This is a genomic window from Streptomyces sp. SudanB182_2057 (genome assembly GCF_964272715.1).
Lineage (GTDB): Bacteria > Actinomycetota > Actinomycetes > Streptomycetales > Streptomycetaceae > Streptomyces > Streptomyces rubradiris.
The window spans coordinates 675,586-699,504 of sequence record NZ_OZ186798.1 but is presented as its reverse complement, the minus strand read 5'-3'; the positions used below and the strand labels follow the sequence as shown (position 1 = coordinate 699,504).

Here is a 23,919-nt window from a genome sequence, read left to right as displayed (position 1 = left end):
CACCGACCCTGTGAGGACGACCGTTCAATGGACATGCTGTGGAACGGCTGGGGCGACCCGGCCAAGGCGGCACCGCTGCCCGACACGGTGACCGGGCTGCTGCGCGACCTGCTCGGTGTCAAGCCGCGCGGCACGCCCGCCCCCGGCCTGTCGGACCTCCGCCCGCCCGCCGTCACGGCCCGGCCCGCCGCCCTGAAGGCCCTCGCAGAGGCCGTCGGCGGCGAGGAGCACGTCCGCACGGACCCCGAGAGCCGAATCCGGCACACCCGCGGCAAGTCCACCCCCGACCTGCTGCGCATCCGCGCCGGAGACGTCGCCGCCATCCCCCAGGCCGTCGTCCTGCCCGCCGGTCACGACGAGGTCCTCGCCGTGCTGCGCGCCTGCGCCGCGCACGGCCTGGCCGTCGTCCCCTTCGGCGGCGGCACCTCCGTGGTGGGCGGACTCGCCCCGGACCGCGGCACGTTCGTCGCCCTCGACCTGCGCCGCATGAACGGCCTGCTCGACCTGGACCCCGTCTCGCGCACCGCCGTCCTCCAGCCCGGCCTGCGCGCCCCCGAGGCCGAACGGCGGCTCAACGCACACGGCTACACCCTCGGCCACTTCCCGCAGTCCTTCGAGTGGGCCACCATCGGCGGTTTCGCCGCCGCCCGCTCCAGCGGACAGGCGTCCGCCGGATACGGCCGCTTCGACGAGATGGTGCTCGCCCTCACCCTCGCCACCCCCGAGGGCACCCTGGACACCGGCCGCGCCCCGCGCTCCGCCGCCGGACCCGACCTGCGCCAGCTGATCCTCGGCTCGGAGGGCGCCTTCGGCGTCATCACCTCCGTCACCGTACGCGTCCGCCCGCTGCCCGAGACCCGGGTGTACGAGGGCTGGCGGTTCGGCACCTTCCAGGAGGGCACCGCCGCGCTGCGCCGGCTCGCCCAGGACGGGCCCCGGCCGACCGTGCTGCGCCTGTCCGACGAGACCGAGACGCTCATCGGACTCGCCCAGCCCGACGCGATCGGCGCCGGGGCGGAACAGGGCGGCGCCGGATGCCTCGCGATCACCGGCTACGAAGGCACGGCGGAGGACACCGCGCACCGGCGCGCCCGAGCCGCGGACGTCCTGACGGCCTGCGGCGGCACCCTGATCGGCGCCGAACCCGGCGAACGCTGGGCGCACGGCCGCTACTCCGCGCCCTATCTGCGCGACGCCCTGCTCGACGCGGGCGCCTTCGCCGAGACCCTGGAGACCGCCGCGTTCTGGTCCCGGGTCCCCGCGCTGTACACGGCCGTCCGCACCGCCCTGACCGACACCCTCACCCAGGCCGGCACCCCGCCCCTGGTGATGTGCCACATCTCCCACGTGTACGAGAACGGCGCCTCGCTGTACTTCACCGTCGTCAGCGCCCAGGGCGAGGACCCGGTGGCCCACTGGACACCCGCCAAGCACGCCGCCAACGAAGCCGTGCTCGCCGCCGGCGGCACCATCTCCCACCACCACGGGGTGGGCACCGACCACCGCGACTGGTACGTCCGCGAGGCCGGCCCGCTCGGCGTCTCGGCGCTGCGCGCCGTCAAGCGCCGCCTGGACCCCGACGGCCTGCTCAACCCCGGCGTCCTGCTGCCCACCGACTGACCCCGCCCGATCCGACCGCTGCCTCGGAGGCCCACCGATGCGCCAGTTCACCGCCGTCGTCAACCCCACCGCGGGCGGCTCCACCGGGGCGGCGACCCTGCTCCGGCTGGCCCGGCTGCTCCGCGAGGCCGGGGCCGGGCTGGAGACGGAGTACAGCCACAGCCTCGCCCACGCCCAGGACATCGCCCGTACGGCCGGCGGGCGCGGCCGGATCGTGCTGGCCGTGGGCGGCGACGGCATCGCCGGCGGCATCGGCGGCGCGCTCAGCGGCACCGGCACCGTCCTGGGCCTCGTACCCGCCGGTCGCGGCAACGACTTCGCCCGCGCGCTGCGTCTGCCGGCCGAGCCCGAGGCACTGGCGGACATCCTGCTGCACGCCGAGCCCCGGCCCGTCGACACCATCGAGGTGGAGTCGGCCGTCCACCCGCGCACGGTGGTGCTGGGCAGCGTGTACGCCGGTGTCGACGCGGAGGCCAACCGGCACGCCAACAACGCCCGGCTGCTGCGCGGCGCCGCCTCCTACTACGCGGGCGGGCTGCGCGCCGTCACCTCCTGGCGGCCCGCCGACTACCGGATCACCGTCGACGGCGCGGAGCACACCCACCGCGGCTACACCGTCGTGGCCGCCAACTCCCCTTATTACGGTTCGGGCCGGCTCATCGCCCCCGGCGCTCGGGTGGACGACGGGCTGCTCGACATCGTGCTGATCCGCGAGGCCCCGCGCCGGCTGTTCTTCGCCCTGATGAACGAACTGCGCACCGGTGCCCACGTCCGCCGACCCGAGGTACGGGTGCTGCAAGGCCGGGAGCTGCGCATCGAGGCCGGCCGGTCCGTCCCCTACGGCGCCGACGGCGAGGTGGAGGCCACTCTGCCGGTCACCCTGCGGATCCGCCCCGCCGACCTGCCGGTCCTGTACTGACCCGCATCCGCCAACTTGCGCGTGTCTTCCGGGGGTTGGTGGGCATCACCCGCTTGTACCCGGGTAGGCGACAAGGTCTAGGTGCCTGGGGAGGGGCGGTGGACCGATGACAGCGGAGCGGGCCGAGGGTGTGGTGCGGGCGGTCGTCGTGCACGACGGGCGGCTGCTGCTGGTCGCGGAGAGAGGCGGCTGGGGGCTGCCCTCGGGCACCCCGCAGCCGGCTGAGACACCTCAGGCCACCGCCGCACGGGCCGTCTACGAGCTCACCGGCTACCTGGTCGACGGCACCGAGGCGCTGGAACCGGGGGATGCCGACGGCGGGACGGCCGTCCTGTGCCGGCTGCTGACCGAGTCGCCGTCCGACGGCGGCCGGCTCACCCCGGACCACCTGCGCTGGTCATCGGCGGAGGAGACCACCGGCATACCCCTGCCACCCCCCGTACGCCACTACCTCCAGGGCCACACACCCCCCATCTGAATCCCCGGCCCAACGTCCCTTCGGCCGCGGGTGCATGGCCCCTGGGCCGCGGCGGCCGGGCTCGTCGGAATCGTCTCCGGCGGCCGGTGCACTCCCGTGGTCACGGGTGCCCCGGCAGTCGGCCCCGGCAGTCATGAGTGGGGGGGCTCCGCGCCCCGGGCTCACGTCCCTCCGGCCGCGGGTGCCTGGCTCTCAGGCCGTGGTGGCCGGGCTCGTCGGAATCGTCCCTGGCGGCCGGTCCGCCCCCGCTGCCACGAGGCACCGGCAGCCGCCCCCCCCCGGCAGTCACGAGCGCGGGGCCCTCCGACCCTGCGGCCCAACGTCCCTTCGACGACGGCCCCATGGCTCTCCGACCACGCCCGTCCGGGCCGTCGGGCCGTCCCCGGCGGCCGGGCCGCCCCTGCGGTCACGGGCGCTTCCAGCGGCCGAGCCCACCGGCGGTCACGAGCGCCCGGCGGCCATGACTATCCCGGCGGTGACAACCACCCCGGCGGTGACACCTCCCCGCCCCCGGCAGGCGCGCGACGGCACGGCCGCCCGGCAGACCGGCCGGTGACGGCACGGCCGTGCCCGTCGTCCGGCGGCGGGCGGGAACGCCTTGCGGTCATGCCCGACCGCTGCACCCCCTCCCTCCGCTTGCGGTGCCGTCCGGCCGGGGTTTCAGTGATGTAGGGACCCCTCGTGGGTCCCTCGCGTTGCCGACAGCGCGGATTCCCTCGCGGACGCCGCTCGCGGAGATGCGCCGCGGACGGGCCGGCCCCCCACGCGCGCCAGGAGCTGTCATGTCGATGTCGTTCGGTGCACCGTTCGGTTCGTCGGACCCCTTCAGCGAGCTGCTGAACCGGTTCTTCGGTATGTCGCCGGCGTCATCGCCCCCGGCGGTGCAGCGCGTACCGATCGGGCGGCTGCTCACCGAGTCCGCGCAGGAACTGCTCAACCTGGCCGCGCAGCGGGCCGCCGACGACGGCACCCCCGACCTGGACACCGAACACCTGCTGTGGGCGGCCACCCGGGTCGAACCGTCGCGCCGGCTGCTCTCCCAGGCGGGCGTGGAGCCCGACGCGCTCGCCGCCGAGCTGGCCAAGGTGCTGCCCCGCGAGTCCGGCACGCCCTCCGCGCAACCGGGCCTGACGCCCGCGGCCAAGCGCACGCTGCGCGCCGCCTACGCCCGGTCGCAGGCCGTCGGCGTGTCCTACATCGGCCCCGAGCACATCCTCGGCGCCCTGATCGGCGACAGCGACACCGGTGCCGCCCGGCTGCTGCGGGCGGAGGGCCTGGATCAGGGGCGGCTGGCCGGCCTCACCGAACAGACGGCACCGCGCCCCGAGGCGGGCGCCGCCGAGCGCGGCCGGCCGGCCACCACCCTGGACGAGTTCGGCCGCGACCTGACCGAGGAGGCCAAGGCCGGCAAGCTGGACCCGGTCGTCGGGCGGGCCGAGGAGATCGAGCAGACGGTGGAGATCCTCTCGCGGCGCTCCAAGAACAACCCCGTGCTGATCGGCGAGCCGGGCGTCGGCAAGACCGCGATCGTGGAGGGGCTCGCCCAGCGCATCGTCGCAGGCGAGGTCCCGGACACCCTGAAGGACAAGCGGGTCGTCGTACTGGACCTGTCGGGCATGGTCGCGGGTGCCCAGTACCGGGGGCAGTTCGAGGAGCGGTTGAAGAAGGTCATCGAGGACGTCCAGGCGGCCGGCGGCGACATCATCCTGTTCATCGACGAACTGCACACGGTGGTCGGCGCCGGGGCCACCGGCGAGGGCGCCATGGACGCGGGCAACATGCTCAAGCCCGCCCTCGCCCGGGGTGAACTGCACGTCGTGGGCGCCACGACCATCGACGAGTACCGCAGGTACATCGAGAAGGACGCCGCACTGGAACGCCGCTTCCAGCCGGTGCTGGTCCCCGAACCCACCGTCGAGGAGACGGTGCAGATCCTCGAAGGACTGCGCGACGCCTACGAGGCGCACCACCAAGTCCGTTTCGAGGACGGCGCGCTGACCGCCGCGGCCGAACTCTCCGACCGGTACGTCAGCGACCGCTTCCTGCCCGACAAGGCCATCGACGTGATGGACCAGGCCGGCGCCCGGGTACGGCTGCGCGGCACCGGGCGCTCCACCGAGATCGTCAGCCGCGAGGACCACATCGCCAAGCTGCGCCGGGAACTCGACCAGGCCGTCTCCGCCGAGGACTTCGAGAAGGCGTCGGAGATCAAGCGGCAGATCGCCGAGGTGGAGGGCGAACTCGCCGGCATCGAGGAGCGCCGCGAGGGCGTCGTCTCCGTCACGGCCTCCGACATCGCCGACGTCGTCTCCCGCCGCACCGGCATCCCGGTCTCCCAGCTCACCGCCGGGGAGAAGGAGAGACTGCTGCGGCTCGAAGAGGAGATGCACGAGCGGATCGTCGGCCAGGACGAGGCCGTCACCGCCGTCTCCCAGGCCGTACGCCGCAACCGCGCCGGGATGGGCGACCCGAACCGCCCCGTGGGTTCGTTCCTCTTCCTCGGCCCGACCGGTGTCGGCAAGACCGAACTCGCCAAGACCCTCGCCACCCTGCTGTTCGGCAACGCCGACCGCATGATCCGTTTCGACATGAGCGAGTTCCAGGAGAAGCACACCGTCGCCCGGCTGGTCGGCGCGCCCCCCGGGTACGTCGGCTACGAGGAGGCGGGCCAGCTCACCGAGAAGATCCGCCGCCAGCCCTACAGCGTGGTCCTCTTCGACGAGGTGGAGAAGGCCCACCCCGACATCTTCAACACCCTGCTGCAGATCCTGGACGACGGGCGGCTGACCGACGCCCAGGGCCGCACCGTCGACTTCCGGCACTGCGTCGTCATCATGACGTCCAACATCGGCGCGCACCGCATCCTGGAGCACAAGGGCGATGTGTCCGACCTCAGGGACGAGTTGATGGACGACCTGCGCGTCCGGTTCCTGCCGGAGTTCCTCAACCGGATCGACGACATCATCATCTTCCACGGCCTCACCGAGGACGACCTGGGCCGGATCGTGGACCATCTGCTCGACCAGAGCAAGCACAAGGTGCGCGCCCAGGGCCTGGACCTGGAGGTCACCGAGAGCGCCAAGAAACTGCTCATCGCCCACGGCCACCAGCCGGAGTTCGGGGCCCGCCCGCTGCGCCGCACCATCCAGGCCGAGCTGGACAACCGCATCGCCACCCTCCTGCTCGGCGGCGAGGCCGAACCCGGGGACACCATCGTCGCCGACGTGCGGGACGACTCGCTGCACTGCTCGGTGCGCCGCGGCACCCCCCAGGCACCCGCCGGCTCCGCCCCCGCACCGGCCGGGTGACGGCCGGGGGCCCGTCAGGAGGGCGCGGGCTCGCCGATCGAGACCAGGACCGCCGTCGCCGGCCCGTCCGGGGTGTCGTAGCGCACGGTGTCCCCGGGCCGGCGGCCGAGCAGGGCCCGGCCGAGCGGGCTGTCGACGGTCACCAGCGTCTGGTCCAGCGCCTCGGCCACCTCGCCGATCCGCAGCGTCTCCGTCTCGCCGTCCGGGAAGCGGACGGTCACCGTGCTGCCCACGCCCACCACGTCGGTCGGGGCGGGACCGGCCGACGCGGCCTCGCGCAGCCGCTCGGTGATGTCCTCGATACGGCGGTCCAGGCGCCCCAGTTGGTCGGCACGCCGCAACTGGTCGGCCTGGTCGGCCTGGTCGCCGGCCGACGCGGAGGGCTCCCGGAGCGTTCCGGCGACCAGCCGGCGTTCGTCCCGCAGGTCGGCCAGCTCCTGCTCCAGCGCACGGCGGGCCTGTGCGCCGATCGGCTCCGGATCACCGGTCATGACGTCTGCTCCTCTGCGGGACGGGTAACCGGAAGGAATAGTCCGGCATTCCGCATCATAAGCGGAGCAATAACGCGCAGGGTGTACGAAGGGACATACCGGGATAGTGTGCTGCTGTTCCGGTCCCCGGGCCGACGCAGGCCCCTGGACGGCGCGGAGGGAGGTGCCTCATGTCCTCGAAGCGACGCCGCAAGAAGAAGTCGCGCCGCAACCACCCCGCCAACCACGGGCGGCGCCCGCAGTCCTGACGCCCCCGGCGGCCCCTCAGCCCTCCTCCAGGGCGTCACGGACGCTCGGGTAGCAGGCGATCAGCGGGGTGAGGCCGACGATCTCCAGGGTGCGCAGCACGGACCCGCGGACGCCCGCCAGCCGTAGCCAGCCCGTCGGCTGATGGGCCTGGTGCCCGGCGATGAGGACGTTGATGCCGCTGGAGTCCATGAACGGCACACCGCTGAGATCCGCGACCGTCCGGGCCCCCGGTGCGAGGCCCGCCGGGGTGAGGGCGTCCCGGAGCACCCCCGAGGTGTGGTGGTCGATCTCGCCGGTCACCGTGACGACGGTGACCCCGTCGACGGTGGACCGGAAGACGGACAGCCGCTCCGGTCCCGCCTGTTCGTTCATCTCCGCCGTGTCCGCCACGCGTTTCCTCGTCTCCGCTCGCCGATCCGGGGCCCGGGCCCGGGCAGACCCCGCCGGGGTCCGCCGCCGGCCTTTCCTACCGGCCTTTCCGGGCCGTGCCCCGCGCATTCCTCAGCGGGCGGCTGCCCCGGATCGCGCGGAAGATGCCGCCCGATCGTGCCGCGCTCCGGCGCGTATCAGCGCATCGGTTCCGCCCCGGTAGGACATCTCGACAAGTCGATACCGTATGTCGGAAGATGCATACCGAACTACGGAATTTTGGGAGCGTCGGTGAGGGGGCGGAACGTGCGGCGGTCGGACGGTGTCCGGTGGGGGCGTCGGAGGCGGGGCGAGGGCTTCGGACGATGGCTGCCGCGCGGTCCGGCCCAGGTGATGTTCCTCGCCGACGCGCGGACCGGCGCCGTCTTCTGCCTCGCCCTGGCCACGGTCGACTGGCGCTACGGCGGCTACGCCCTCGGCGGCGCCGCCCTGGGCACCGGCACGGCACGGCTGCTGCACGTCGCCCGGGACCGGGTGGAGCAGGGGCTGGAGGGATACAACTCCTGCCTCGTCGCCCTGTGGTGCGCGGTGTTCCTGGGCGCGGGCCGGCCGGCCACGGCGCTGCTCGCCGCCGCGGCCTGCGTGGTGACCGCGGTCGCCACCGCCGCCGTGGTCCGGCTGCTGGACGCGTGGCGACTGCCGCCGCTCACCCTGCCGTACTGCCTGCTGGCGAGCGCGGTCACCATCGCCGCGCCCGCCTTCCAGCGCGTCCGGCCGCACGGCGCCGGCCTCGCCGCCCTGCCCGGCCCGGCCACCGGCCCGACCGGGCTCCACTGGGCAGACCTGTGGCGGGCCTTCTTCCGCGACATCTCCCAGGTCTTCTTCCTGGACCAGTGGTACGCCGGGGCGCTGCTCCTCGTAGGACTGTTCCTGGCCGACCGGATGGTGGGCCTGCTGGCCTGCGCCGGCAGTGTCACGGGCATCCTGACCGCGTGGGCGCTCGGCGCGCCCGCGGCGGGCATCGCCGACGGCACGATGGGCTGCAACGCGGTGCTCGTCGCCGTCGCCCTGTGCGGCGTGTTCCTCGCGGCGACCCCGGCCACCCTGCTGTACGCGCTGCTCGGCGCCGCGACGGCGACCGCCGTGACCCCGGCCGTCGCCCATCTGCTCGCCCCCTCCGGAGGCCGGGCGTTCACCTGGCCGTTCGTGCTGACGACCCTCTGCTTCCTGGCCGCCGCCCGCTCCTTCCCCCGGCTGACCGGCCGGCCCCCCGCCCCGGACGAGGTACGCTCGCGGCTGCCCGGCGCGACGGCGCGAGCCGTGTAGACCGCCGGGCGCCCGGCCAGTCCCCGTGGACTCCCCGCAGCCCGGTGGGAGCAGGCGCCGGGGTGTGCCGCCCGAGCGGTGCGCCGCGTACGGCCCGCACCGCCCCGGACGTGGGTTTGCTACATTGCGCAACCACGCAATCAAGATCGCGCAGACCCGACCGTTCGGGGGAGTGGAAGATGACCGACCCGTGGGACGGACCGGCCGGCCGGGGCACCCGCGGCCGGGACGCCCGGGTGCCCCGCCCGCGCACGGCCGGGCCGGACCGGACGGGTTCCCCGGACGGCCGGGGCCCCGTGGGCGCACCCGCCGGCGGGCGGCCCCGCGCGGCGCGGACGGCCGGACGCGGCAGGCGGCTGCTGCGGACCGCAGCGATCACCCTGTCCCTCGTCGTCGTGATCACCGCCGGCGCGGGCCGGCTGTTCTACCGCCATCTGGACGGCAACCTGCACAGCGTCTCGCTGGACGGCAAGGGCGGCACCGAGAAGGCCGACGCCTTCGGCCGCACCCCCCTCAACATCCTCGTCATGGGCTCCGACGGGCGGACCAGCACCACGGACTGCCGGCTCGGCGGCGGCTGCTCGCGAACCGGGGTGCAGACCGGCGCCAACGCCGACGTGCAGATGGTGCTGCACATCTCCGCCGACCGCTCCGACGCCACCGTGCTGAGCATCCCCCGCGACACCATGACCCGGGTGCCGGCCTGCCGGGACGGCGCGACCGGCCGGTCCACGACCGGCTACTACGGCCAGGTCAACAGCGCCCTGCGGTACGGGCCCGCCTGCCAGGTGGCCACCGTCCACCGGCTCACCGGCATCCCCGTCGACCACTTCGTCAAGCTCGACTTCTCCGGCGTGGTCAAGATGTCCGACGCCATCGGCGGCGTCCCCGTGTGCGTCAGCGACGACGTCTACGACACCTACTCCCAGCTGAAGCTGTCCCGGGGCACCCACACCCTCAAGGGAGTCGCCGCCCTGGAGTTCGTGCGCTCCCGGCACGGCTTCGGCGACGGCAGCGACCTCGGCCGCACCGTCTCCCAGCACATCTTCCTCAGCGCGATGATCCGGCAGTTCAAGAGCGCGGGCACGCTCACCGACCCCACCGCGGTCTACCGGCTCGCCGACGCCGCCACCAAGGCGCTGACCGTGGACGACGGCCTGGGCAGCGTCCAGAAGCTGATCGGGCTCGCGGCCGACGTGAACAAGGTGCCCGCCCGGCGGATCACCTTCGCGACCATGCAGACCGCCCCCGACCCGGCCGACCCCGACCGGGTGGTCGCCGGTCCCGGGGCCGCTTCCCTCTTCGCCGCCATCGCCGGCGACCGGCCGCTGACCACCGGCTCCGCCGCGAAACCCAGGACCCCCGAGCGGACCGCCGCGAGCACCGAGCCCGCCGCGCGGATCGCGGTGACCGTACGGAACGGCACCGGCATCACCGGCCGCGCCCGGGCCCTCGCCGACGCCCTCACCGGCCAGGGCTTCCGCTCCGCGACCACCGCCAACGCGCCCGGCCCCGCGACCACCACCACCCTCGCCTACGGCCCCGGCCGAGAGGCCGCCGCCCGGACCGTCGCCCGCGCGCTCGGCCTGCCGTCCACCCGCCTGAAGCAGGGCGGCGGAACCGGCCTGACCCTGGTCGTCGGCGGCGACTGGCCCAGCGGGAACCGCTACCCGGGCACGGCCACCGCCTCCCCGGCTCCCGCCGGCACTGGGGACGCCGTGGGCGGCGCCCACGCCTCCACCGCCGACCAGGGCAAGACCTGCGCCAAGGTGAGCCCCTACAAGACGGTCACGCTCGACGGCGTCGCCATGACCCCGTCCCAGGCGTACGCCACGGCCAGTGCCAGGCCCGACTCCGACGACTGACCCGGTCGGCGGGGCGGCCGCCGTGCCCGACCCGGCGCCAGCGGGCCTCGCACCAGCAGAAGAGGCCGAACGCGGCAAGACCCAGCGCTACCAGCGCGAGCAGCCACGGCCCGGCCGGCAGGTCCCGGAACGCGCGCAGCGTGTCGTCGATGCCCTTGGCCTGCCCCGGCTGATGCCGCGCGGCCGCGACGACGGCGAACACGCCGGCCGCCGCGAACACCACCCCGCGGGCCGCGCCCCCGATCACCCCCAGGGCCTCGACCACCGGCCGGGCCCGCCCGGACAGCGCCCCGGCCCGCAGGTCCTTCAGGAACTTCCGGCGCACGGCCCGCACCGAGATCCACCCCCCGGCGACCACCACGCCGATCCCGGCCAGGCCGAGGATCCACTGCCCGCCGGGCCACTCCAGCACCCGGGCGGTCACATCGTCGGTCTGCCGGTCGGACGAGCCGCTGCCGCTGCCCCGGTCCCCGGCCGCGTAGGCGAGCACCGAGTAGGAGACGAAACCGTAGAACAGGCAGCGGAACAGGGCCGCCGCCCGCCGGGAGACCTTGGCCCCGTCGGGGCCCGACGCGCCGAACACCGCCTCCGACAGCTGCCACAGGGCCAGCCCGGCCAGTGCGATGCCCACGATCCACAGCAGTGCCACCCCGAACGGCCGCCCGGCCAGCTCACCGAGCGCGCCGCCCCGGTCGGCCTGCCGCTCACCGCCGGCACCCCCCAGGGCGATCCGCAGCGCGATCACCGCGACCAGTACGTAGAGCAGGCCACGGGCCGCGAAGCCGGCCCGGGCCGCCACGGCCATGGGTCTGCTGTCCGCGGCCCGGGCCGAAGAGCGTAGTACGTCCATACACCGCCGGTGCCCCCGCGTCCCGCCCCGACACCTGCCCGGCCGGGCCGCTCAGCGCGGCCCGGCGCCGGCCCGCCCGGCGGGACGCCGTCGCCGGCCCGGCAGGTCCGAGCCCAACAGCACCACACCGGCACCCGCGGTCAGCAGCCCCCCGGCGAGGAAGACGCCCCGAGGGCCGGCGTGCGGCAGGATCAGCGCTCCCAGCGCGGCGCCCGCCGCGATCCCGGCGTTGTAGCAGCCGGAGTTCGCCGCGAGCGCGAGGTCCGTACGGCCCGGGGCGCAGTGCAGCATCGCGTTCTGCGCGGCCATGAACACCGGACCGAGCGCCCCGCCGGTCAGCACCAGGAACAGCACCGCCGCCGCGGGCCGGTCACCGGCCGCCCACAGGCCGAGCATGCCCACCGCCTGCACGGTCACGGCGCCGGTGAGCGCCGGGCGCGGGAAGCGGTCCAGGACCACGGCGGTGCCGCTCACCCCGGCCAGGCACGCGGCACCGAAGACCGAGAGCAGCACACCGACCGTAGCCGGGGCGAAACCGCTCACCCGGTCCAGGAAGGCCACGATGTACGTGTATCCCGCGAACGCGCCGGTGGCGGAGAGGAACCCCGCCGCCAGCACGGCCTTGAACCGGCGGGGGTCGGGCCCGGCCGCGTACGCGGCGGGCTCCTCGTCCGGGCGGGAGGTCGGCAGCAGGGCGGCGATCGTCACCAGGCAGACCAGCCCCGGCACGGCCGGCAGCGCGAACGGCAGCCGCCAGTCGCTCAGCCGGCCCAGCCAGGTCGCGGCCGGAACGCCGAGCACCAGGGCGAGCGAGCCGGCCACGGACAGCGCCCCGACCACCCGCCCGCGCACCTCCGCCGGGAACAGGCCCACCGCCACGGGCCCCGTCACGGCCCAGAACAGTGCCTGCGCGAGGGCGGCCGGCAGCCGCGCGGCGAGCAGGACGCCGTAGGAGCCGGCCAGCGCCGACACCACGCTGGAGACCACCAGCGCGGCCAGCAGCCCGGCGAGCACATGGCGCCGGGGCACCGCCCGCAGGACATGGGCGAGCGGCACGGAGGCCACGGCCACCGTCAGGCCGTACACGGTGACCAGGAGACCGGCCACCGGTACGGACACCCGCAGGCTCGCGGCGACGGGTTCCAGCAGGCCGACCGGCAGGCTCTCCACCGTGTTGAGGGTGAAGGCGGCCAGCATCAGGGCCGCGAGCACGGCCGCCCGGCGCCAGGCGGCCGGCCGCGCCGCGACCTCCCGCGCCGCGGCCCGTCGCACCTCTCGCGTGGCACCGTCCATGGCAGTACCCCACCCGGCCGGCCCGCCCCGCCGCAACCGAATTCACCTGCCGCCGGGCGTCCCCAACGGCCTTCGGCCGCCCGGACGTTGACCCACCGTGCGGTACAGTACGTACTGTTTGGTTTGGTTTCCGGCCGGGGAGGATGTGTGGCTCAGCAGGACCGGGCTGTTCGGACCCGGCGTGCCGTGCTGCGGGCCGCGGCAGCGGTCTTCGCCGAGCGCGGATACGCGGCCGCCACCATCTCCGAGATCCTCAAGCGGGCCGGTGTCACCAAGGGTGCCCTGTACTTCCACTTCGACTCCAAGGCGGCCCTCGCCCAGGGGGTGTTACAGGAGCAGCTGACGCCCCAGTACCACCTGCCCCGCGAGCTGAAGTTACAGGAGTGGGTGGACGCGGGCATGACCTTGGCCCGGCGGCTGCCCCGGGAACCCTTCCTGCTCGCCGGCGTCCGGATCTCCGCCGACCACCCCGGCCGTGACGTGCTCGGCAGCGCCTGGCCGGCCTGGGCACGACTGACCTCGCACGCGCTCACCGAGGCCAAGAAACGGGGCGAGGTACTGCCGCACGTGGTGCCCGAGGAGACGGCCCAGGTGTTCCTCGGCGCCTGGGTGGGCGCGCAGTTCGTCTCGCAGACCCAGGCCGGCTGGTCGGACCTGGACGACCGCACGGCGGCTCTGTACAGCCACCTCCTCGCCGCGATCGCGGCCCCGCCCGTCCTCACCCGGCTGGACACCGCGCCGGACCGCGGCACCCGGGTGATCGCCGAGGCCCGGCAGCGGACCGGCGACCTGTCGGGCGTCGCCGCCGGCTGACCCGGCGGTGCGTCCCGCCCGTTCGCTCCGGGCCCCGGCGCGGCGCATCCGTCAGACGGATGCGGCGAGAAATCCCTCCACCAACTCGTGCAGGACATCGGGCCGTTCCATGTGCAGATCGTGCCCGGTGCCGGGGACGCTCACCGCCACGGCCGGCGGCCGCCCCGCGAGCATCGCGTCGATGTCCGGCCCGGGGATCAGGCTCGACCGGGCGAACACGGCCAGGGCGGGACAGCCGACCCGCCGCCACGCGGGCAGGGAGGAACGCCGGGCGGTCTCCGCCAGCGCGGCGACCATCACGTCCCGGTCGAACCGCGGGCGCCAGCCGTCCTCGTGACGCTCCAGCCCCGCCGCCCAGCCCTCGCCCACCGGGCCGCCGCCGAAGAAGGAGACCGCCGCCGCGCGGGAGGGGAACGGCACCGGCCACGAGTCCAGCCACCCGCCGACGGTCACCGGAGCGCGGGGATCGGGGGCGCGGGGCGCCGCCTCGACCAGGACGAGCGCGCGGACCAGCGCGGGGTGGGCGGCGGCGGTCAGCAGTGCCGTGTGACCGCCCAGCGACTGCCCCACCAGCACGGGCCGCTCCAGCCCCAGCCGCGCGGCGACCGCCACCACATCCGCCACGAAGGCCGCGCGCGAGACATCACCGGGGTGCCGCTCGCTCGCGCCGTGCCCGCGCTGGTCGACCGCGACCACCCGGTGACGCCCCGAGAGCCTCTCCGCCAGGGCGTCCCACTCACCGGAGTGGCCGGCCAGCCCGTGCAACAGCACCACGGCGGGCCCCGGACCACCCCCGTCACGGCAGACCAGCCGGACCCCGCCCCGCACCACCACCCGCTCCGCCCACTCCACAACCGGCCCCCTCACCACCGCCGTTCGCCGGTCCCGGCCGGGCGACCCCATGCCCCACCCGGTCCCTCACCGGACGCCGCACGGCTCACGGCTGTCCGCCGCGTTCCAGGGGGATGCGCTCGCCGGCCTCCACCGCCACCGGCAGCCGGTTCTCGGCGGGCGGGAGCGGGCAGGTCGCCAGGTCGGTGTAGGCGCACGGCAGGTTCCCGGCGCGGTTGAAGTCGAGCGTGACCGTGCCGTCGGGGCCGGGCGCGTCGATGTAGAGCGAGCGGTTCGCCGCGTACGTCGTCACGCCCGAGGTGGCGTCCGTGAACAGCGCCATGAGACCGCCGGGGCCGCGGCCGTCGAACGCGGTGAGCCGGTGCCGCGCGCCGCCCAGCTCGAACTCGACCTCGCCGGGGGAGTCGTAGACGTGCTCCAGGCCCTCGACGGCGGCGCCGACGGTGACCGGCCGCGGCTCGTCGTAGGGCAGGAAACGGCCGGTGACGACCCAGCGCGGGTCCGGGGCGTAGACGGGGGTGTGGCGGAACGCGACGCGCAGCGGATTGCCGGGGTGGCGGGGCCGCAGGATGTCGTGGCCGCCGCGCCGGGCGACCTCGAGCCGGGCCTCGCCCCATTCGGCGTACCGGCTCTCCCGCTCCGGGACGGTCCCGAACGCGTACCGGCCGCGCACCACCGTGCCGTTCACGGTCAGCTCCTCGCCCTCGGCCAGTTCGACCACCACCCCGTCCGCGGTCGCCGACCACGCGCCGGGGGCGTCCTCGAACCGGGCAGGTTCCGGACCCAGCCAGTGCAGACCGGTGATGGCGAGGAAGCCGTGCGGTCCGGCCAGCGTCTCCTCCTTGGCCCGGTGCCACTCCTCCCACTCCTTGACGAAGGCCAACCGGTCGATGTCCTGGACGGTCATGTCCACTCCCTCAGGTCGGTGTTGCCGGTCGAGTCCCGCGTCCGCTTCAACGACCGCGCCCCGGCGGTTCATCCCGGCCACGGCACCGCATGTCAGGGGCATATACCGGTGATTCGACCGTTCTGCCGCGCGACAGGGCCTGCCGATGAGGGGACATGGGGAGCCTGTCACTAGGATGTGATGCCAAGACAACCATGCGACCGGCCCGTTCCATGCGTGCCGGTCGGGGTCGCCGATGCCAGGGTCCGCTCCCCGGGCTGCGGTGATCTTCCTGCCCAGGAGGACCCTCCGCATGTTCCGACGAATAGGCAACGCCGTCGTCCGTCATCCCATTTGGACGATCGTGGCGTGGCTGATAGCCGCGGTGGCGATAGTCGCCACCGCCCCGAGCCTGCCCTCGAACAGTGACGAGAGCAGTTTCCTACCCAGTAGTTACGAGTCCATCAAAGCGGCGGATCTCCAGCAGAAGGCGTTCCCCAGCGCCTTCACCCCGTCCGCGATCGCGCTCTACCAGCGCACCGACGGCGGCAAGCTCACCGCCGCCGACCAGAAGGATGTCGCCCGGATCACCACCGAGCTGGGCAAGAAGCACATCGACCAGGTGCAGAAGGTCGTCCCCGGCCCGCCGTCCAAGGACGGCAAGTACTCCATGACCCTGGTGCAGATGGACAGCAAGAACGCCGGTCAGCCCAAACAGGCGGACGCGGCGAAGGAGTTGCGTGAACAGGCCAAGGAACTGGCCAAGGGCACACAACTCGACGTCAAGCTCGGCGGTTCTGCGGCGCAGGCACTCGACCAGCAGGACTCGTCCAAGCGCGGCGAGGCGCTGATCGGTATCGGCACCTTCGTCATCATCCTGGTGACCCTGCTGATCATCTTCCGGGCACCGATCCTCGCCGTACTGCCCCTGGTGCTGATCGGTCTGGTGTCCGCCGTCGCCAACGGCCTGATCGCCTACGCCACCAAGCTGTTCGGCCTCGAGGCCAACAGCTCGATCTCCTCGATCCTCATCGTCGTACTCTTCGGTGTCGGCACCGACTACTTCCTGTTCCTGATATTCCGCTACCGCGAGAGTCTGCGCGCCGGGGACGAACCCAAGCAGGCCATGATCAACGCGGTGGACCGGGTCGGCGAGGCCATCGCCTCGGCGGCCGGAGCGGTCATCATCGCCTTCCTCGCCCTGGTGCTGTCCACGCTGGGCTTCCTGAAGCAGATGGGCCCGGCGCTCGCCATCGCGGTCGGCGCCACCCTGGTCGCCGGCCTGACCCTGATCCCCGCCGTGGTCTCGCTGATCGGGCCGAAGGTCTTCTGGCCGTCGAAGTCCTGGCAGAAGGAGCCGCAGAACGCCCGCTTCGCCGCCCTCGGCCGCGGTGTCCAGCGCCGCCCGGCGCTGACCGCCATCGTCTCCGGCCTGGTCCTGCTGGTGCTGTCCCTCGGCTCCCTCGGCTACAAGGCCACCTTCGACCTGGCCTCGGGCTCCATGCCCAAGACCAAGGAGTCCATGGTCGTCCAGGACGAGATGCAGAAGGCGTACTCGGCGGGTGCGGCGGCCCCCACCGACGTCTATCTGTCCAGCACCGACGGCAAGCAGCTGGACGGGTCCCGGTTCAAGGAGTACGCGCGCAAGCTGGGTGAGGTGGACGGCGTCGCGAGCGCCCGCATGACCCAGCTCAACAAGGAAGGCACCACCGCCGACTTCACCGTCACACTGAAGTACGAGGCGTCGACGGACAAGGCGATCGACGCCGTCGGCCGGGTCCGCGACGTCGCGCACTCGGAGGCGCCCGACGGCACCGAGGCGTTCGTCGGCGGCATGTCCTCGATCTACAAGGACATCGACGAGGCGGTCAACCACGACTACCGGACGGTCTTCCCGGTCGCCGCGATCCTCATCATGATCATCCTGGGGCTGCTGCTGCGCAGTGTGGTCGCACCCTGGTACCTGATCGCGTCCGTGGGCCTCGGCTTCGGCGCCACCCTCGGCGCCACCGTGTGGATCTTCCAGGACTGGCAGGGCCACTCGGGTCTGATGTTCATGCTGCCGGTGATCATGTATCTCTTCGTGGTCGCGATCGGCACCGACTACAACATCCTCATGATCGCCCGGCTGCGTGAGGAGGCCCGCGAGGGCCGGGAACCGCGCGAGGCGGCCGGCATGGCCCTGCGGCACGCCGGGCCGACCGTGGCCGCGGCGGGCTTCATCCTGGCGGCGACCTTCGCCACGATGATGCTGGCGGGCAACTCGCTGCTGTCGGAGATGGGCTTCGCGGTCTCCTTCGGCATCGTGGTGGCCGCGTTCGTCATGGCGATGTTCTTCACCCCGAGCCTCACGGCCCTGATCGGCCACGCCGCCTGGTGGCCGGGCCACGGGGACCGGGCCGAGACGCCGGGCGCCGGGGCCGCCGGTTCCGGTACGGTCCGGCACGACGAGGACCGGGACACCACCGCCCACGATCCGGCGGGCCGCCGCGGCTAGCGGCAACCACGACGGAGAGACGAGTCCTGCCGGGCCACTTGGCCCGGCAGGGCTTTTTCATGCCGCTTCCCGGCCGATTGCCGGCAGCCGTTTCCCGGCGGTCGCGCTTCCCGGTGGTTGCGCTTCCCGGCCGGGGGTGCTTGCCGGGGTACGACGGTCCCGGTGGGCCGCGACGGTTCCGGTGGGCCGTGCCCTGACGTCCCGTACGAAGGGGCCCGGACCCGGGTGGCCTCGTACGCATCGGTGCCGGACGCCGTTCGCGGGGTAGCCGTCGGCCACGCGTCGTACCGTAGGCCGCCACCCGGCGTCGGCCGGTGCGGGACCGGCGCTCGGGGCCTACGGCGCGAGCGGGACGGAGTGACGCGGGCGGGTGCCCGTCACGCCTCCGGCGCGGCCGGGCGGACGGCGATCGCGTCGACCTCGAACAGCATGCCGGGCAGTGCGAGGGACGCCACGCCGCTCAGCGTCTGGGCCGGCAGCCGGTCCCCGAAGCGCGCGAGCAGGGCCTTGCCGAGGACCTCCAGCTTCGCGGCGTCGTGGTCGACGACGAACGTGCCGAGCCGGACGACGTGTTCGTACCCGAGCCCCTCCGCCTCCAGGGCCAGCCGCAACCGGTCGAAGGCCAGCTCGACCTGCGCGGCGAAGTCACCGGGCACCGGGGCGCCGGTGGCGTCGGAGGCGTACTGGCCCGCGATGAAGACGAGCGCGCCGGGCGCCGAGACGGCGTGGCTGTAGCCGAACGCGGTCGGGTCGTGCAGGGTGGCCGGGTTGGTGATCGTGCGCACGTCGCGGGCCATGGATGGTGCTTCCTTCCGTCGGGCACGGCCGCCCCGGAACGGGGTACGCCGCATGCGGTACGAGGGCGACAGCCGCCTCCCGCCTCTCCAACACCCGCCGGGCACCGCCCATTCCGCTTGCCCGAGGGGTGCGTGCCCCCTCCGTTCCGGTGGCCGGCCGGCGCGGCGTGAGCGCGCGCCGCATGCTCGCGTGAGCCCTGTACGCGCCCCCCGTCGCGCGAGAAGACTGCGCGTCGGCGGGCGGGTGGCCGCCGGCCGTCCGCCCGGTGCCCCGAGCCCGCCGACACCCCGCGTCCAGAGCCCAGAAAGGCAGGTCGGCCGCTGTGCTGTTGCGTCTGCCCACGTCCGTACCGGAAGCCCAGCAGTGCCTCGCCGACGGGGCCGTGCCGATCGGCGGGGCGACGCTCGTCTGGGCGACCTGGCAGCGCGACGGATTCCCCGAGACCGCGGTGTCGCTGCGGCAGGTGCCGGAGGCGAACGTCGTCGGGCCGGAGACCCTGGGCGGCGCCGTGCTGCTGCACCGGATCGACGCGACCGTGCCGGACGTCCTGCGGCTGGCCGCCGCCACCATCGGCACCGGCGCCGTGCGGCGGACCGCCACGGTCGGCGGCAACATCGTCGGCAGCACGCTGCGCTGTCTGCTGCCGCCCGCCCTCGCCCTGGACGCCCGGGCCACGGTCCTGGAACCCGACGGGGTGCGCGAGGCGGACCTGGCCGAGGTGGTCGCCAAACGTCCCGTACTGCTCGGTCTGCGCTGGCGCACGCCCCTCGCCTCGGCCTACCGCAAGCTGCCCGCCGAGCCGGGCGGGGAGCCGCCCCTCGTCGTGGCCTCGGCCCTGTACGCCGAGGACGGTGAGCGGCGCCGCCTGCGCGTCGCCGTACGGGACGGCTACGACGTGCTCACCGGCACCACCCGGTGCGACACCGGCACCGGCGCCGGGGACGCCCTCGGCGCCCTGCGTGACACGGCCCTCGGCGACCTGCCGGCCACCGCCTGGGAGACAGTCCGCCCGCAGGTCACCGGCCTGCTGGAGGACAGCGGGCAGAACTGAGGGCCACCTCCGGGAGGCCCGGCGCCGGCCGTCGGCGTGCCACAGTGGCGGTATGGCGGCACAGGCGGACCTGGCGGTACTGGTCGGACTCCAGGCCTCCGGGAAGTCCACGTTCTACGCGCGGTGCCTGTCCGGCCGGTACGAGCTGGTCGGCAAGGACCTGTTCCCGCGCGGGGCGAGGAACAAGCAGGCCCGGCAGATGCGGCTGGTCACCGAGCACCTGGCGGCGGGCCGGTCCGTGGCCGTGGACAACACCAACCCGTCGCCGCGGGAGTGGGCACCGCTCGTGGCGGCGGCCCGGGCGCACGGGGCCACCGTCACGGCCTACTGGTTCCCGCCCGACGTGCCCGGCTCCCTGCGCCGCAACGCCGTCCGCGAGGGCCGCGGCCGGGTCCCCGACGTCGGCGTCCTGGCCACCCTCAAGCGGCTGCGCAGACCCTCGGTGGCGGACGGGTTCGACGCGGTGTACGAGGTGCGGTTCGACGGCCGGGGCGGCTTCGGAGTACGTCCCTGAGCCGGCCGGGAGATCATCCGCCCCGGCCGTGCCGGGCCCGGCCGCCCAGAGCGCCCGGGCCCGGAAAGCACAAGATCGGCACGGGCTTCCGGTTCCGGCGGCCGACGGGTACTCCTGGAACCGGAAGGGGCCGGCCTCGGGCGGAGGCCGCCCCGCGAGGAAGGAGCCCAGCCGTGGACGGATGGTATGTGGACGACCGCTGCACGAACTGCGATGTGGCCCGGCAGTTCGCGCCCGAGCTGATCGACGAGGCCGACGGGAGGTCCCGGATCCTGCGCGCGCCCGCCGACGAGGCGGAGAACCGGCGCCTGCACGCGGCGGTCTTCGCCTGCCACACCCGCTCGATCCGGCCGGCGACCGGCCGCGTGGACCCGTCGCTGGACCCGTTCCCGCTGGCCCTGGACGACGGCGTGCTGATCTGCGGCCACAACTCGACCCACACCGCCGGCGCCAACTCGTACCTGCTGCTCCGGCCGTCCGGCACCCGGATGATGATCGACACCCCGCGCTGGAGCCGTGCGCTCGCCGAACGCTGGACGGCCGGCGGCCCCGTCACCGACGTGCTGCTCACCCATCGCGACCACGCCGCGCACGGCCGCCGCTACGCCGACCACTTCGGCGCCCGGCTGTGGATCCACGAAGGCGACCTGGACGCGGCGCCGGACGCGGACCAGGTGATCCGCGGACTGGAACCACGGGAGATCGCCGAAGGCGTCACCGTCCACCCCCTGCCCGGACACACGCGGGGCAGCGTCCTCTATCTCGCCGACGACCGGTACTGCTTCAGCGGCGACAGCTTCTACTGGTCGAGGACCACCGGGGACCTGGAGGTCGCCGACAGCGTGACCTGGTACTCCATCGAGGAACTGGCCGCGTCCCTGGCCCGGACGGCGCCTCGGCTGCGGTTCGAATGGGTCCTGCCGGGCCACGGAGACCGCCGCCGCCTGCCGGCCGACGAGATGTCCCACCGCCTGCGTGCCCTGACGACCCGCACCCGCAGGCTGCGGCCCCGCCCGGTCGACTTCGGGGCGCTGCGCTGGTGAGCGGTGCCGGTCAGCGCCATTCGGCCGGAAGAGCGTTCAGCTGCTCCAGGACGTCCCACTGCGCCGGCCTCGCCTCGGGCACGGTCCACGGTGCTCCGATGCCCACCCAGTAGCCGCGCAGGGTCCGGATCCACCGAAGCCTCAGGTGATCTCCGGGCGTGCCGAGGTCGCCGATCCCCGACTCGGTGCCGCAGCAAGGACAGACGGCCTCGGTCGGCTCGCCGTCGCTCCAGAAGGTCAGCCCTTCGAACCCGCAGATCCGGCACACGGTCTCGGTGCCCAGTGAAACGTGGTCCGGCCTGCTGCCGAACCGCTGCGCACGGTCGATGGGCGGCGGCGCCGGCGTGCGCCACTTGGGAGGGATGTTCCCGACTTGCCCGAGCAGGTCCCAGTCCCGGGGCCTGCTCCATGGCGCGTACCACTGGGCGCCGGTTCCGAGCCATAGGCCGCGCGAGTCATGGAGTCCTCTGACCCCTGTCCACGAGCCCGGCTCCGCACCGAAGTCGGCGATACCTGATTCGTTCCCGCAACTGTCGCAGATGGCGGCCGTGGGCCAGCCGTCCTCCCAGAACCGGTCCTCGTCGAACCCGCAGATCCGGCAGAAGTCCTCGACGGCCTCGCCGTAGACCTTGGTCTGTGGTCGCGTCCCCATCCTCACTCCTGTGCCTGGCCTCTGTCGGACTCCCATCCTGCCGTGCCCCGCCTGCCGCACGCCCTGGTCGGCTGGGCCCGCGGAGTTCGGGTCGGTCTGTCCGTTTCTGAGGTGCGGGCGTGCCGTTGCGTCGCCGCCGGAGGTAAGGCCGCGGTTACGCCGCGGTGTCGGGCAGGGTCCTGCTGACCGGTAGAGGACAGTCCGCTTTCGGTCATTGCACGGGCCATGCATCGTACATATGGTCTTGGGCGGCACCGGAAATTCGGTTCATGCCAAGAAGTCTCCTGTCAGCGGGCACTTGCTTCGGACGGACTCGGAGGACAAGCGGCGTGGTCAGCGTTCTGATAGATCAGAATGACCGTTTCCTGGATATTCTGGAGCGGCTGAGCTCGAAGTCGGTCGAGGATTACTACAATCCGTACAAACTGTTCGAGTGGCCGGACGAACTTCCCGAGAACATGTGGTGGATGAGCCCCGAGCTCACCACCACGCACGGAACGGCCGCCGCCGAAAAGCTGACGCAGGAACAGCTCTACGCGCTGTCCCGCTACGAAAGCATCAACTTCTACAGCCTCAACGTCCACGGAATCCGGGAACTTCTCATCGAAGTGACCAAGAGGATCCACACCTCGGGGTTCGAGACCCCGTCCGAGTTCTTCCACCACTTCATCGGTGAGGAGAACGAGCACATGTGGTTCTTCGCCGAGTTCTGCCTGCGCTACGGCAAGAAGATCTACCGCCAGCCCGTCGGCGCGAGCGTCGAGATCCCCCGCTCGGACGTGGAGAGCCTGCTGGTGTTCGCCCGCATCCTCATCTTCGAGGAGCTGGTCGACCACTTCAACTCCAAGATGGCCCAGGACACCCGCCTGCACGAGACGATCCGGGCCATCAACCGGATCCACCACCAGGACGAGTCCCGGCACATCGCCTTCGGCCGCGAACTGGTCTCGGCCCTCTTCACCGAGGTGAAGAAGAACTCGACCGAGCAGGAACTGGCCGACGTGGCGGCCTACATCAAGCGGTACATGACGTACAGCTTCGAGTCGCTCTTCAACCCGCAGGTCTACCGCGACGCGGGCGTGGAGAAGCCGCAGGAACTCCGCCGGGAACTGCTCCAGGCACCGACCCGGGCGGAGTTCGAGCGGAACGTCTTCCGCAAGACCACCAAGTTCCTGGAGAAGGCGGGAATCATCTGATGCCGGCCACCACGCGGTTCGACCTGGGCACCGGCGACGCGCTGGTCATCCTCTCGCCGGACGAGACCGACCTCCTGAGGGAACTGGACGCCGTCTTCTCCGGCTGGGGACGCGCGCAGGGCGCCCGCGAGATCCTCCCGCCGCCGGTCTACCCGGTCGGGGACCTGGAGAAGTTCGACGTCTACACGAACTTCCCCCACCTCGCCCTGGTGGGAACCGGACTCGACCTCGACACGGGCTCCGCGAAGCCCTCGGAGGGCCGGTTCGCCCCCGAGAGCCTGCTGGAGGCGCGCCTGGGGCTCCCGCACGCCACCTGCTACGGGGCCTACCTCTACCACGAGAACGCCCGCGTCCCCGACGAGACCCTGATCACCCTGGTCAACCGGTGCTTCCGCAACGAGGAGCACTACGGCGGCCTGCGCCGGCTGCTGAGCTTCCAGATGCGCGAGATCGTCGCGCTGGGCTCGTACGAGCACACCCAGGACACCCTCGCCCGGTTCACCGAACGGATCCTGGAGTTCTCCCGGGCCCTGTCCCTCGGCCTGGAGAAGGTGGCCGCGACGGACCCGTTCTTCGAGAACGACGGGGCGCGCGCCCTGCTGTCGAGGCTCAGCCCCGTGAAGTACGAATTCCAGGCGGGCGACCTGGCCATCGCCTCGGTCAACACGCACCGGAACTTCTTCGGGGAACGGTGCAACATCCGCCGCGGAGACAGCGACGAACACGCCTACACCAGCTGCGTCGCCTTCGGTCTCGAACGCTGGCTGGCGGTCCTGCTGGACAAGCACGACGGCGACGCGCGAAAGGCGCTGGAAGCCGTCCGGGCGGCGACCGATCGGGTCTCCTGAC

The 23,919-nt window shown here is 73.4% G+C and carries 21 protein-coding genes; 13 read left to right on the top strand and 8 right to left on the bottom strand.

Going from position 1 to position 23,919, the window contains the following annotated elements; all coding sequences use genetic code 11:
- Positions 1 to 27 precede the first annotated feature (27 nt).
- The 4 genes from ACSURM_RS02790 (at position 28) to ACSURM_RS02775 (ending at position 6,325) form a co-directional block, all read left to right on the top strand.
- Complete coding sequence (locus tag ACSURM_RS02790; protein ID WP_436953125.1) at positions 28 to 1,620, top strand: FAD-binding oxidoreductase; 1,593 nt, start codon at positions 28 to 30, stop codon at positions 1,618 to 1,620.
- Between the two features lie 37 nt (positions 1,621 to 1,657).
- On the top strand, positions 1,658 to 2,539 hold the full coding sequence (locus ACSURM_RS02785; RefSeq protein WP_436953123.1) for a diacylglycerol kinase family protein: 882 nt from the start codon (positions 1,658 to 1,660) through the stop codon (positions 2,537 to 2,539).
- A 106-nt stretch (positions 2,540 to 2,645) separates the two neighbouring features.
- Entirely contained in the window at positions 2,646 to 3,017 is a 372-nt protein-coding gene (locus ACSURM_RS02780; protein ID WP_436953121.1) for an NUDIX hydrolase, read from the top strand.
- A gap of 782 nt (positions 3,018 to 3,799) precedes the next feature.
- The gene (locus ACSURM_RS02775) at positions 3,800 to 6,325 is read left to right on the top strand and encodes an ATP-dependent Clp protease ATP-binding subunit (RefSeq protein WP_436953119.1); all 2,526 of its coding nucleotides are present in this window, start codon (positions 3,800 to 3,802) and stop codon (positions 6,323 to 6,325) included.
- Positions 6,326 to 6,339: 14 nt separating this feature from the next.
- Here the strand turns inward: ACSURM_RS02775 and ACSURM_RS02770 are convergent, their stop codons facing one another.
- Together ACSURM_RS02770 and ACSURM_RS02765 are read right to left on the bottom strand one after the other, a co-directional pair.
- On the bottom strand, positions 6,340 to 6,816 hold the full coding sequence (locus tag ACSURM_RS02770; protein ID WP_436953117.1) for a GreA/GreB family elongation factor: 477 nt from the start codon (positions 6,814 to 6,816) through the stop codon (positions 6,340 to 6,342).
- 264 nt (positions 6,817 to 7,080) lie between these two features.
- Complete coding sequence (locus ACSURM_RS02765) at positions 7,081 to 7,437, bottom strand: STAS domain-containing protein (protein WP_436960893.1); 357 nt, start codon at positions 7,435 to 7,437, stop codon at positions 7,081 to 7,083.
- Positions 7,438 to 7,827: 390 nt separating this feature from the next.
- Here ACSURM_RS02765 and ACSURM_RS02760 point away from each other — a divergent pair, with 390 nt between their 5' ends.
- Together ACSURM_RS02760 and ACSURM_RS02755 are read left to right on the top strand one after the other, a co-directional pair.
- Positions 7,828 to 8,760, top strand: a complete 933-nt coding sequence (locus tag ACSURM_RS02760; protein WP_436953115.1) for an urea transporter — start codon at positions 7,828 to 7,830, stop codon at positions 8,758 to 8,760.
- A gap of 179 nt (positions 8,761 to 8,939) precedes the next feature.
- Positions 8,940 to 10,625 carry an LCP family protein gene (locus tag ACSURM_RS02755; RefSeq protein WP_436953114.1) on the top strand — a complete coding sequence of 562 codons (1,686 nt, stop codon included), beginning with the start codon at positions 8,940 to 8,942 and terminating at the stop codon, positions 10,623 to 10,625.
- Here the strand turns inward: ACSURM_RS02755 and ACSURM_RS02750 are convergent.
- The gene (locus ACSURM_RS02750; RefSeq protein WP_436953112.1) at positions 10,549 to 11,430 is read right to left on the bottom strand and encodes a DUF1206 domain-containing protein; all 882 of its coding nucleotides are present in this window, start codon (positions 11,428 to 11,430) and stop codon (positions 10,549 to 10,551) included. The two genes, ACSURM_RS02755 and ACSURM_RS02750, sit on opposite strands and share 77 nt — an antisense overlap.
- A 96-nt stretch (positions 11,431 to 11,526) precedes the next feature.
- On the bottom strand, positions 11,527 to 12,768 hold the full coding sequence (locus ACSURM_RS02745) for an MFS transporter (protein WP_436953110.1): 1,242 nt from the start codon (positions 12,766 to 12,768) through the stop codon (positions 11,527 to 11,529).
- Between the two features lie 147 nt (positions 12,769 to 12,915).
- On the opposite strand from ACSURM_RS02745, the gene ACSURM_RS02740 reads away from it, so the two are divergent.
- A complete protein-coding gene (locus ACSURM_RS02740; RefSeq protein ID WP_436953108.1) occupies positions 12,916 to 13,581 on the top strand; it encodes a ScbR family autoregulator-binding transcription factor in 666 nt (221 codons plus the stop codon).
- 51 nt (positions 13,582 to 13,632) lie between these two features.
- Here the strand turns inward: ACSURM_RS02740 and ACSURM_RS02735 are convergent, their stop codons facing one another.
- Complete coding sequence (locus ACSURM_RS02735) at positions 13,633 to 14,433, bottom strand: alpha/beta fold hydrolase (protein WP_436953106.1); 801 nt, start codon at positions 14,431 to 14,433, stop codon at positions 13,633 to 13,635.
- An 85-nt stretch (positions 14,434 to 14,518) separates the two neighbouring features.
- Positions 14,519 to 15,340, bottom strand: coding sequence for a DUF1684 domain-containing protein (locus ACSURM_RS02730; RefSeq protein ID WP_436953104.1), 822 nt, complete (start codon positions 15,338 to 15,340; stop codon positions 14,519 to 14,521).
- 292 nt (positions 15,341 to 15,632) lie between these two features.
- Here ACSURM_RS02730 and ACSURM_RS02725 point away from each other — a divergent pair, with 292 nt between their 5' ends.
- Positions 15,633 to 17,816, top strand: a complete 2,184-nt coding sequence (locus ACSURM_RS02725; protein WP_436953102.1) for an MMPL family transporter — start codon at positions 15,633 to 15,635, stop codon at positions 17,814 to 17,816.
- A 377-nt stretch (positions 17,817 to 18,193) separates the two neighbouring features.
- Here ACSURM_RS02725 and ACSURM_RS02720 read toward each other — a convergent pair whose 3' ends face one another.
- Complete coding sequence (locus tag ACSURM_RS02720; RefSeq protein WP_436953100.1) at positions 18,194 to 18,613, bottom strand: RidA family protein; 420 nt, start codon at positions 18,611 to 18,613, stop codon at positions 18,194 to 18,196.
- 323 nt (positions 18,614 to 18,936) lie between these two features.
- Between ACSURM_RS02720 and ACSURM_RS02715 the strand changes: the two genes are divergently transcribed.
- The 3 genes from ACSURM_RS02715 (at position 18,937) to ACSURM_RS02705 (ending at position 21,222) form a co-directional block, all read left to right on the top strand.
- On the top strand, positions 18,937 to 19,665 hold the full coding sequence (locus ACSURM_RS02715) for an FAD binding domain-containing protein (protein WP_436953098.1): 729 nt from the start codon (positions 18,937 to 18,939) through the stop codon (positions 19,663 to 19,665).
- 52 nt (positions 19,666 to 19,717) lie between these two features.
- Positions 19,718 to 20,179, top strand: coding sequence for an AAA family ATPase (locus tag ACSURM_RS02710; RefSeq protein ID WP_436953096.1), 462 nt, complete (start codon positions 19,718 to 19,720; stop codon positions 20,177 to 20,179).
- A gap of 173 nt (positions 20,180 to 20,352) precedes the next feature.
- On the top strand, positions 20,353 to 21,222 hold the full coding sequence (locus ACSURM_RS02705) for an MBL fold metallo-hydrolase (protein WP_436953094.1): 870 nt from the start codon (positions 20,353 to 20,355) through the stop codon (positions 21,220 to 21,222).
- A gap of 10 nt (positions 21,223 to 21,232) precedes the next feature.
- Here ACSURM_RS02705 and ACSURM_RS02700 read toward each other — a convergent pair whose 3' ends face one another.
- Complete coding sequence (locus ACSURM_RS02700; protein ID WP_436953092.1) at positions 21,233 to 21,874, bottom strand: hypothetical protein; 642 nt, start codon at positions 21,872 to 21,874, stop codon at positions 21,233 to 21,235.
- 329 nt (positions 21,875 to 22,203) lie between these two features.
- Here ACSURM_RS02700 and ACSURM_RS02695 point away from each other — a divergent pair, with 329 nt between their 5' ends.
- Positions 22,204 to 23,070: a diiron oxygenase gene (locus ACSURM_RS02695; protein WP_436953090.1), complete on the top strand. Its 867-nt coding sequence runs from the start codon at positions 22,204 to 22,206 to the stop codon at positions 23,068 to 23,070.
- Positions 23,070 to 23,918: a hypothetical protein gene (locus ACSURM_RS02690; protein WP_436953088.1), complete on the top strand. Its 849-nt coding sequence runs from the start codon at positions 23,070 to 23,072 to the stop codon at positions 23,916 to 23,918. Before ACSURM_RS02695 ends, ACSURM_RS02690 begins: the two co-directional genes overlap by 1 nt.
- The last annotated feature ends 1 nt before the right edge of the window (position 23,919 follow it).

What these genes read in the sequence shown, in the direction of transcription:
- ACSURM_RS02790 (WP_436953125.1), top strand. Translation starts at nt 28, where the DNA reads ATGGACATGCTGTGGAACGGCTGGGGCGACCCGGCCAAGGCGGCACCG.
- ACSURM_RS02785 (WP_436953123.1), top strand. Translation starts at nt 1,658, where the DNA reads ATGCGCCAGTTCACCGCCGTCGTCAACCCCACCGCGGGCGGCTCCACC.
- ACSURM_RS02780 (WP_436953121.1), top strand. Translation starts at nt 2,646, where the DNA reads ATGACAGCGGAGCGGGCCGAGGGTGTGGTGCGGGCGGTCGTCGTGCAC.
- ACSURM_RS02775 (WP_436953119.1), top strand. Translation starts at nt 3,800, where the DNA reads ATGTCGATGTCGTTCGGTGCACCGTTCGGTTCGTCGGACCCCTTCAGC.
- ACSURM_RS02770 (WP_436953117.1), bottom strand. Translation starts at nt 6,816, where the DNA reads ATGACCGGTGATCCGGAGCCGATCGGCGCACAGGCCCGCCGTGCGCTG.
- ACSURM_RS02765 (WP_436960893.1), bottom strand. Translation starts at nt 7,437, where the DNA reads ATGAACGAACAGGCGGGACCGGAGCGGCTGTCCGTCTTCCGGTCCACC.
- ACSURM_RS02760 (WP_436953115.1), top strand. Translation starts at nt 7,828, where the DNA reads ATGTTCCTCGCCGACGCGCGGACCGGCGCCGTCTTCTGCCTCGCCCTG.
- ACSURM_RS02755 (WP_436953114.1), top strand. Translation starts at nt 8,940, where the DNA reads ATGACCGACCCGTGGGACGGACCGGCCGGCCGGGGCACCCGCGGCCGG.
- ACSURM_RS02750 (WP_436953112.1), bottom strand. Translation starts at nt 11,430, where the DNA reads ATGGCCGTGGCGGCCCGGGCCGGCTTCGCGGCCCGTGGCCTGCTCTAC.
- ACSURM_RS02745 (WP_436953110.1), bottom strand. Translation starts at nt 12,768, where the DNA reads ATGGACGGTGCCACGCGAGAGGTGCGACGGGCCGCGGCGCGGGAGGTC.
- ACSURM_RS02730 (WP_436953104.1), bottom strand. Translation starts at nt 15,340, where the DNA reads ATGACCGTCCAGGACATCGACCGGTTGGCCTTCGTCAAGGAGTGGGAG.
- ACSURM_RS02725 (WP_436953102.1), top strand. Translation starts at nt 15,633, where the DNA reads ATGTTCCGACGAATAGGCAACGCCGTCGTCCGTCATCCCATTTGGACG.
- ACSURM_RS02720 (WP_436953100.1), bottom strand. Translation starts at nt 18,613, where the DNA reads ATGGCCCGCGACGTGCGCACGATCACCAACCCGGCCACCCTGCACGAC.
- ACSURM_RS02710 (WP_436953096.1), top strand. Translation starts at nt 19,718, where the DNA reads ATGGCGGCACAGGCGGACCTGGCGGTACTGGTCGGACTCCAGGCCTCC.
- ACSURM_RS02700 (WP_436953092.1), bottom strand. Translation starts at nt 21,874, where the DNA reads ATGGGGACGCGACCACAGACCAAGGTCTACGGCGAGGCCGTCGAGGAC.
- ACSURM_RS02690 (WP_436953088.1), top strand. Translation starts at nt 23,070, where the DNA reads ATGCCGGCCACCACGCGGTTCGACCTGGGCACCGGCGACGCGCTGGTC.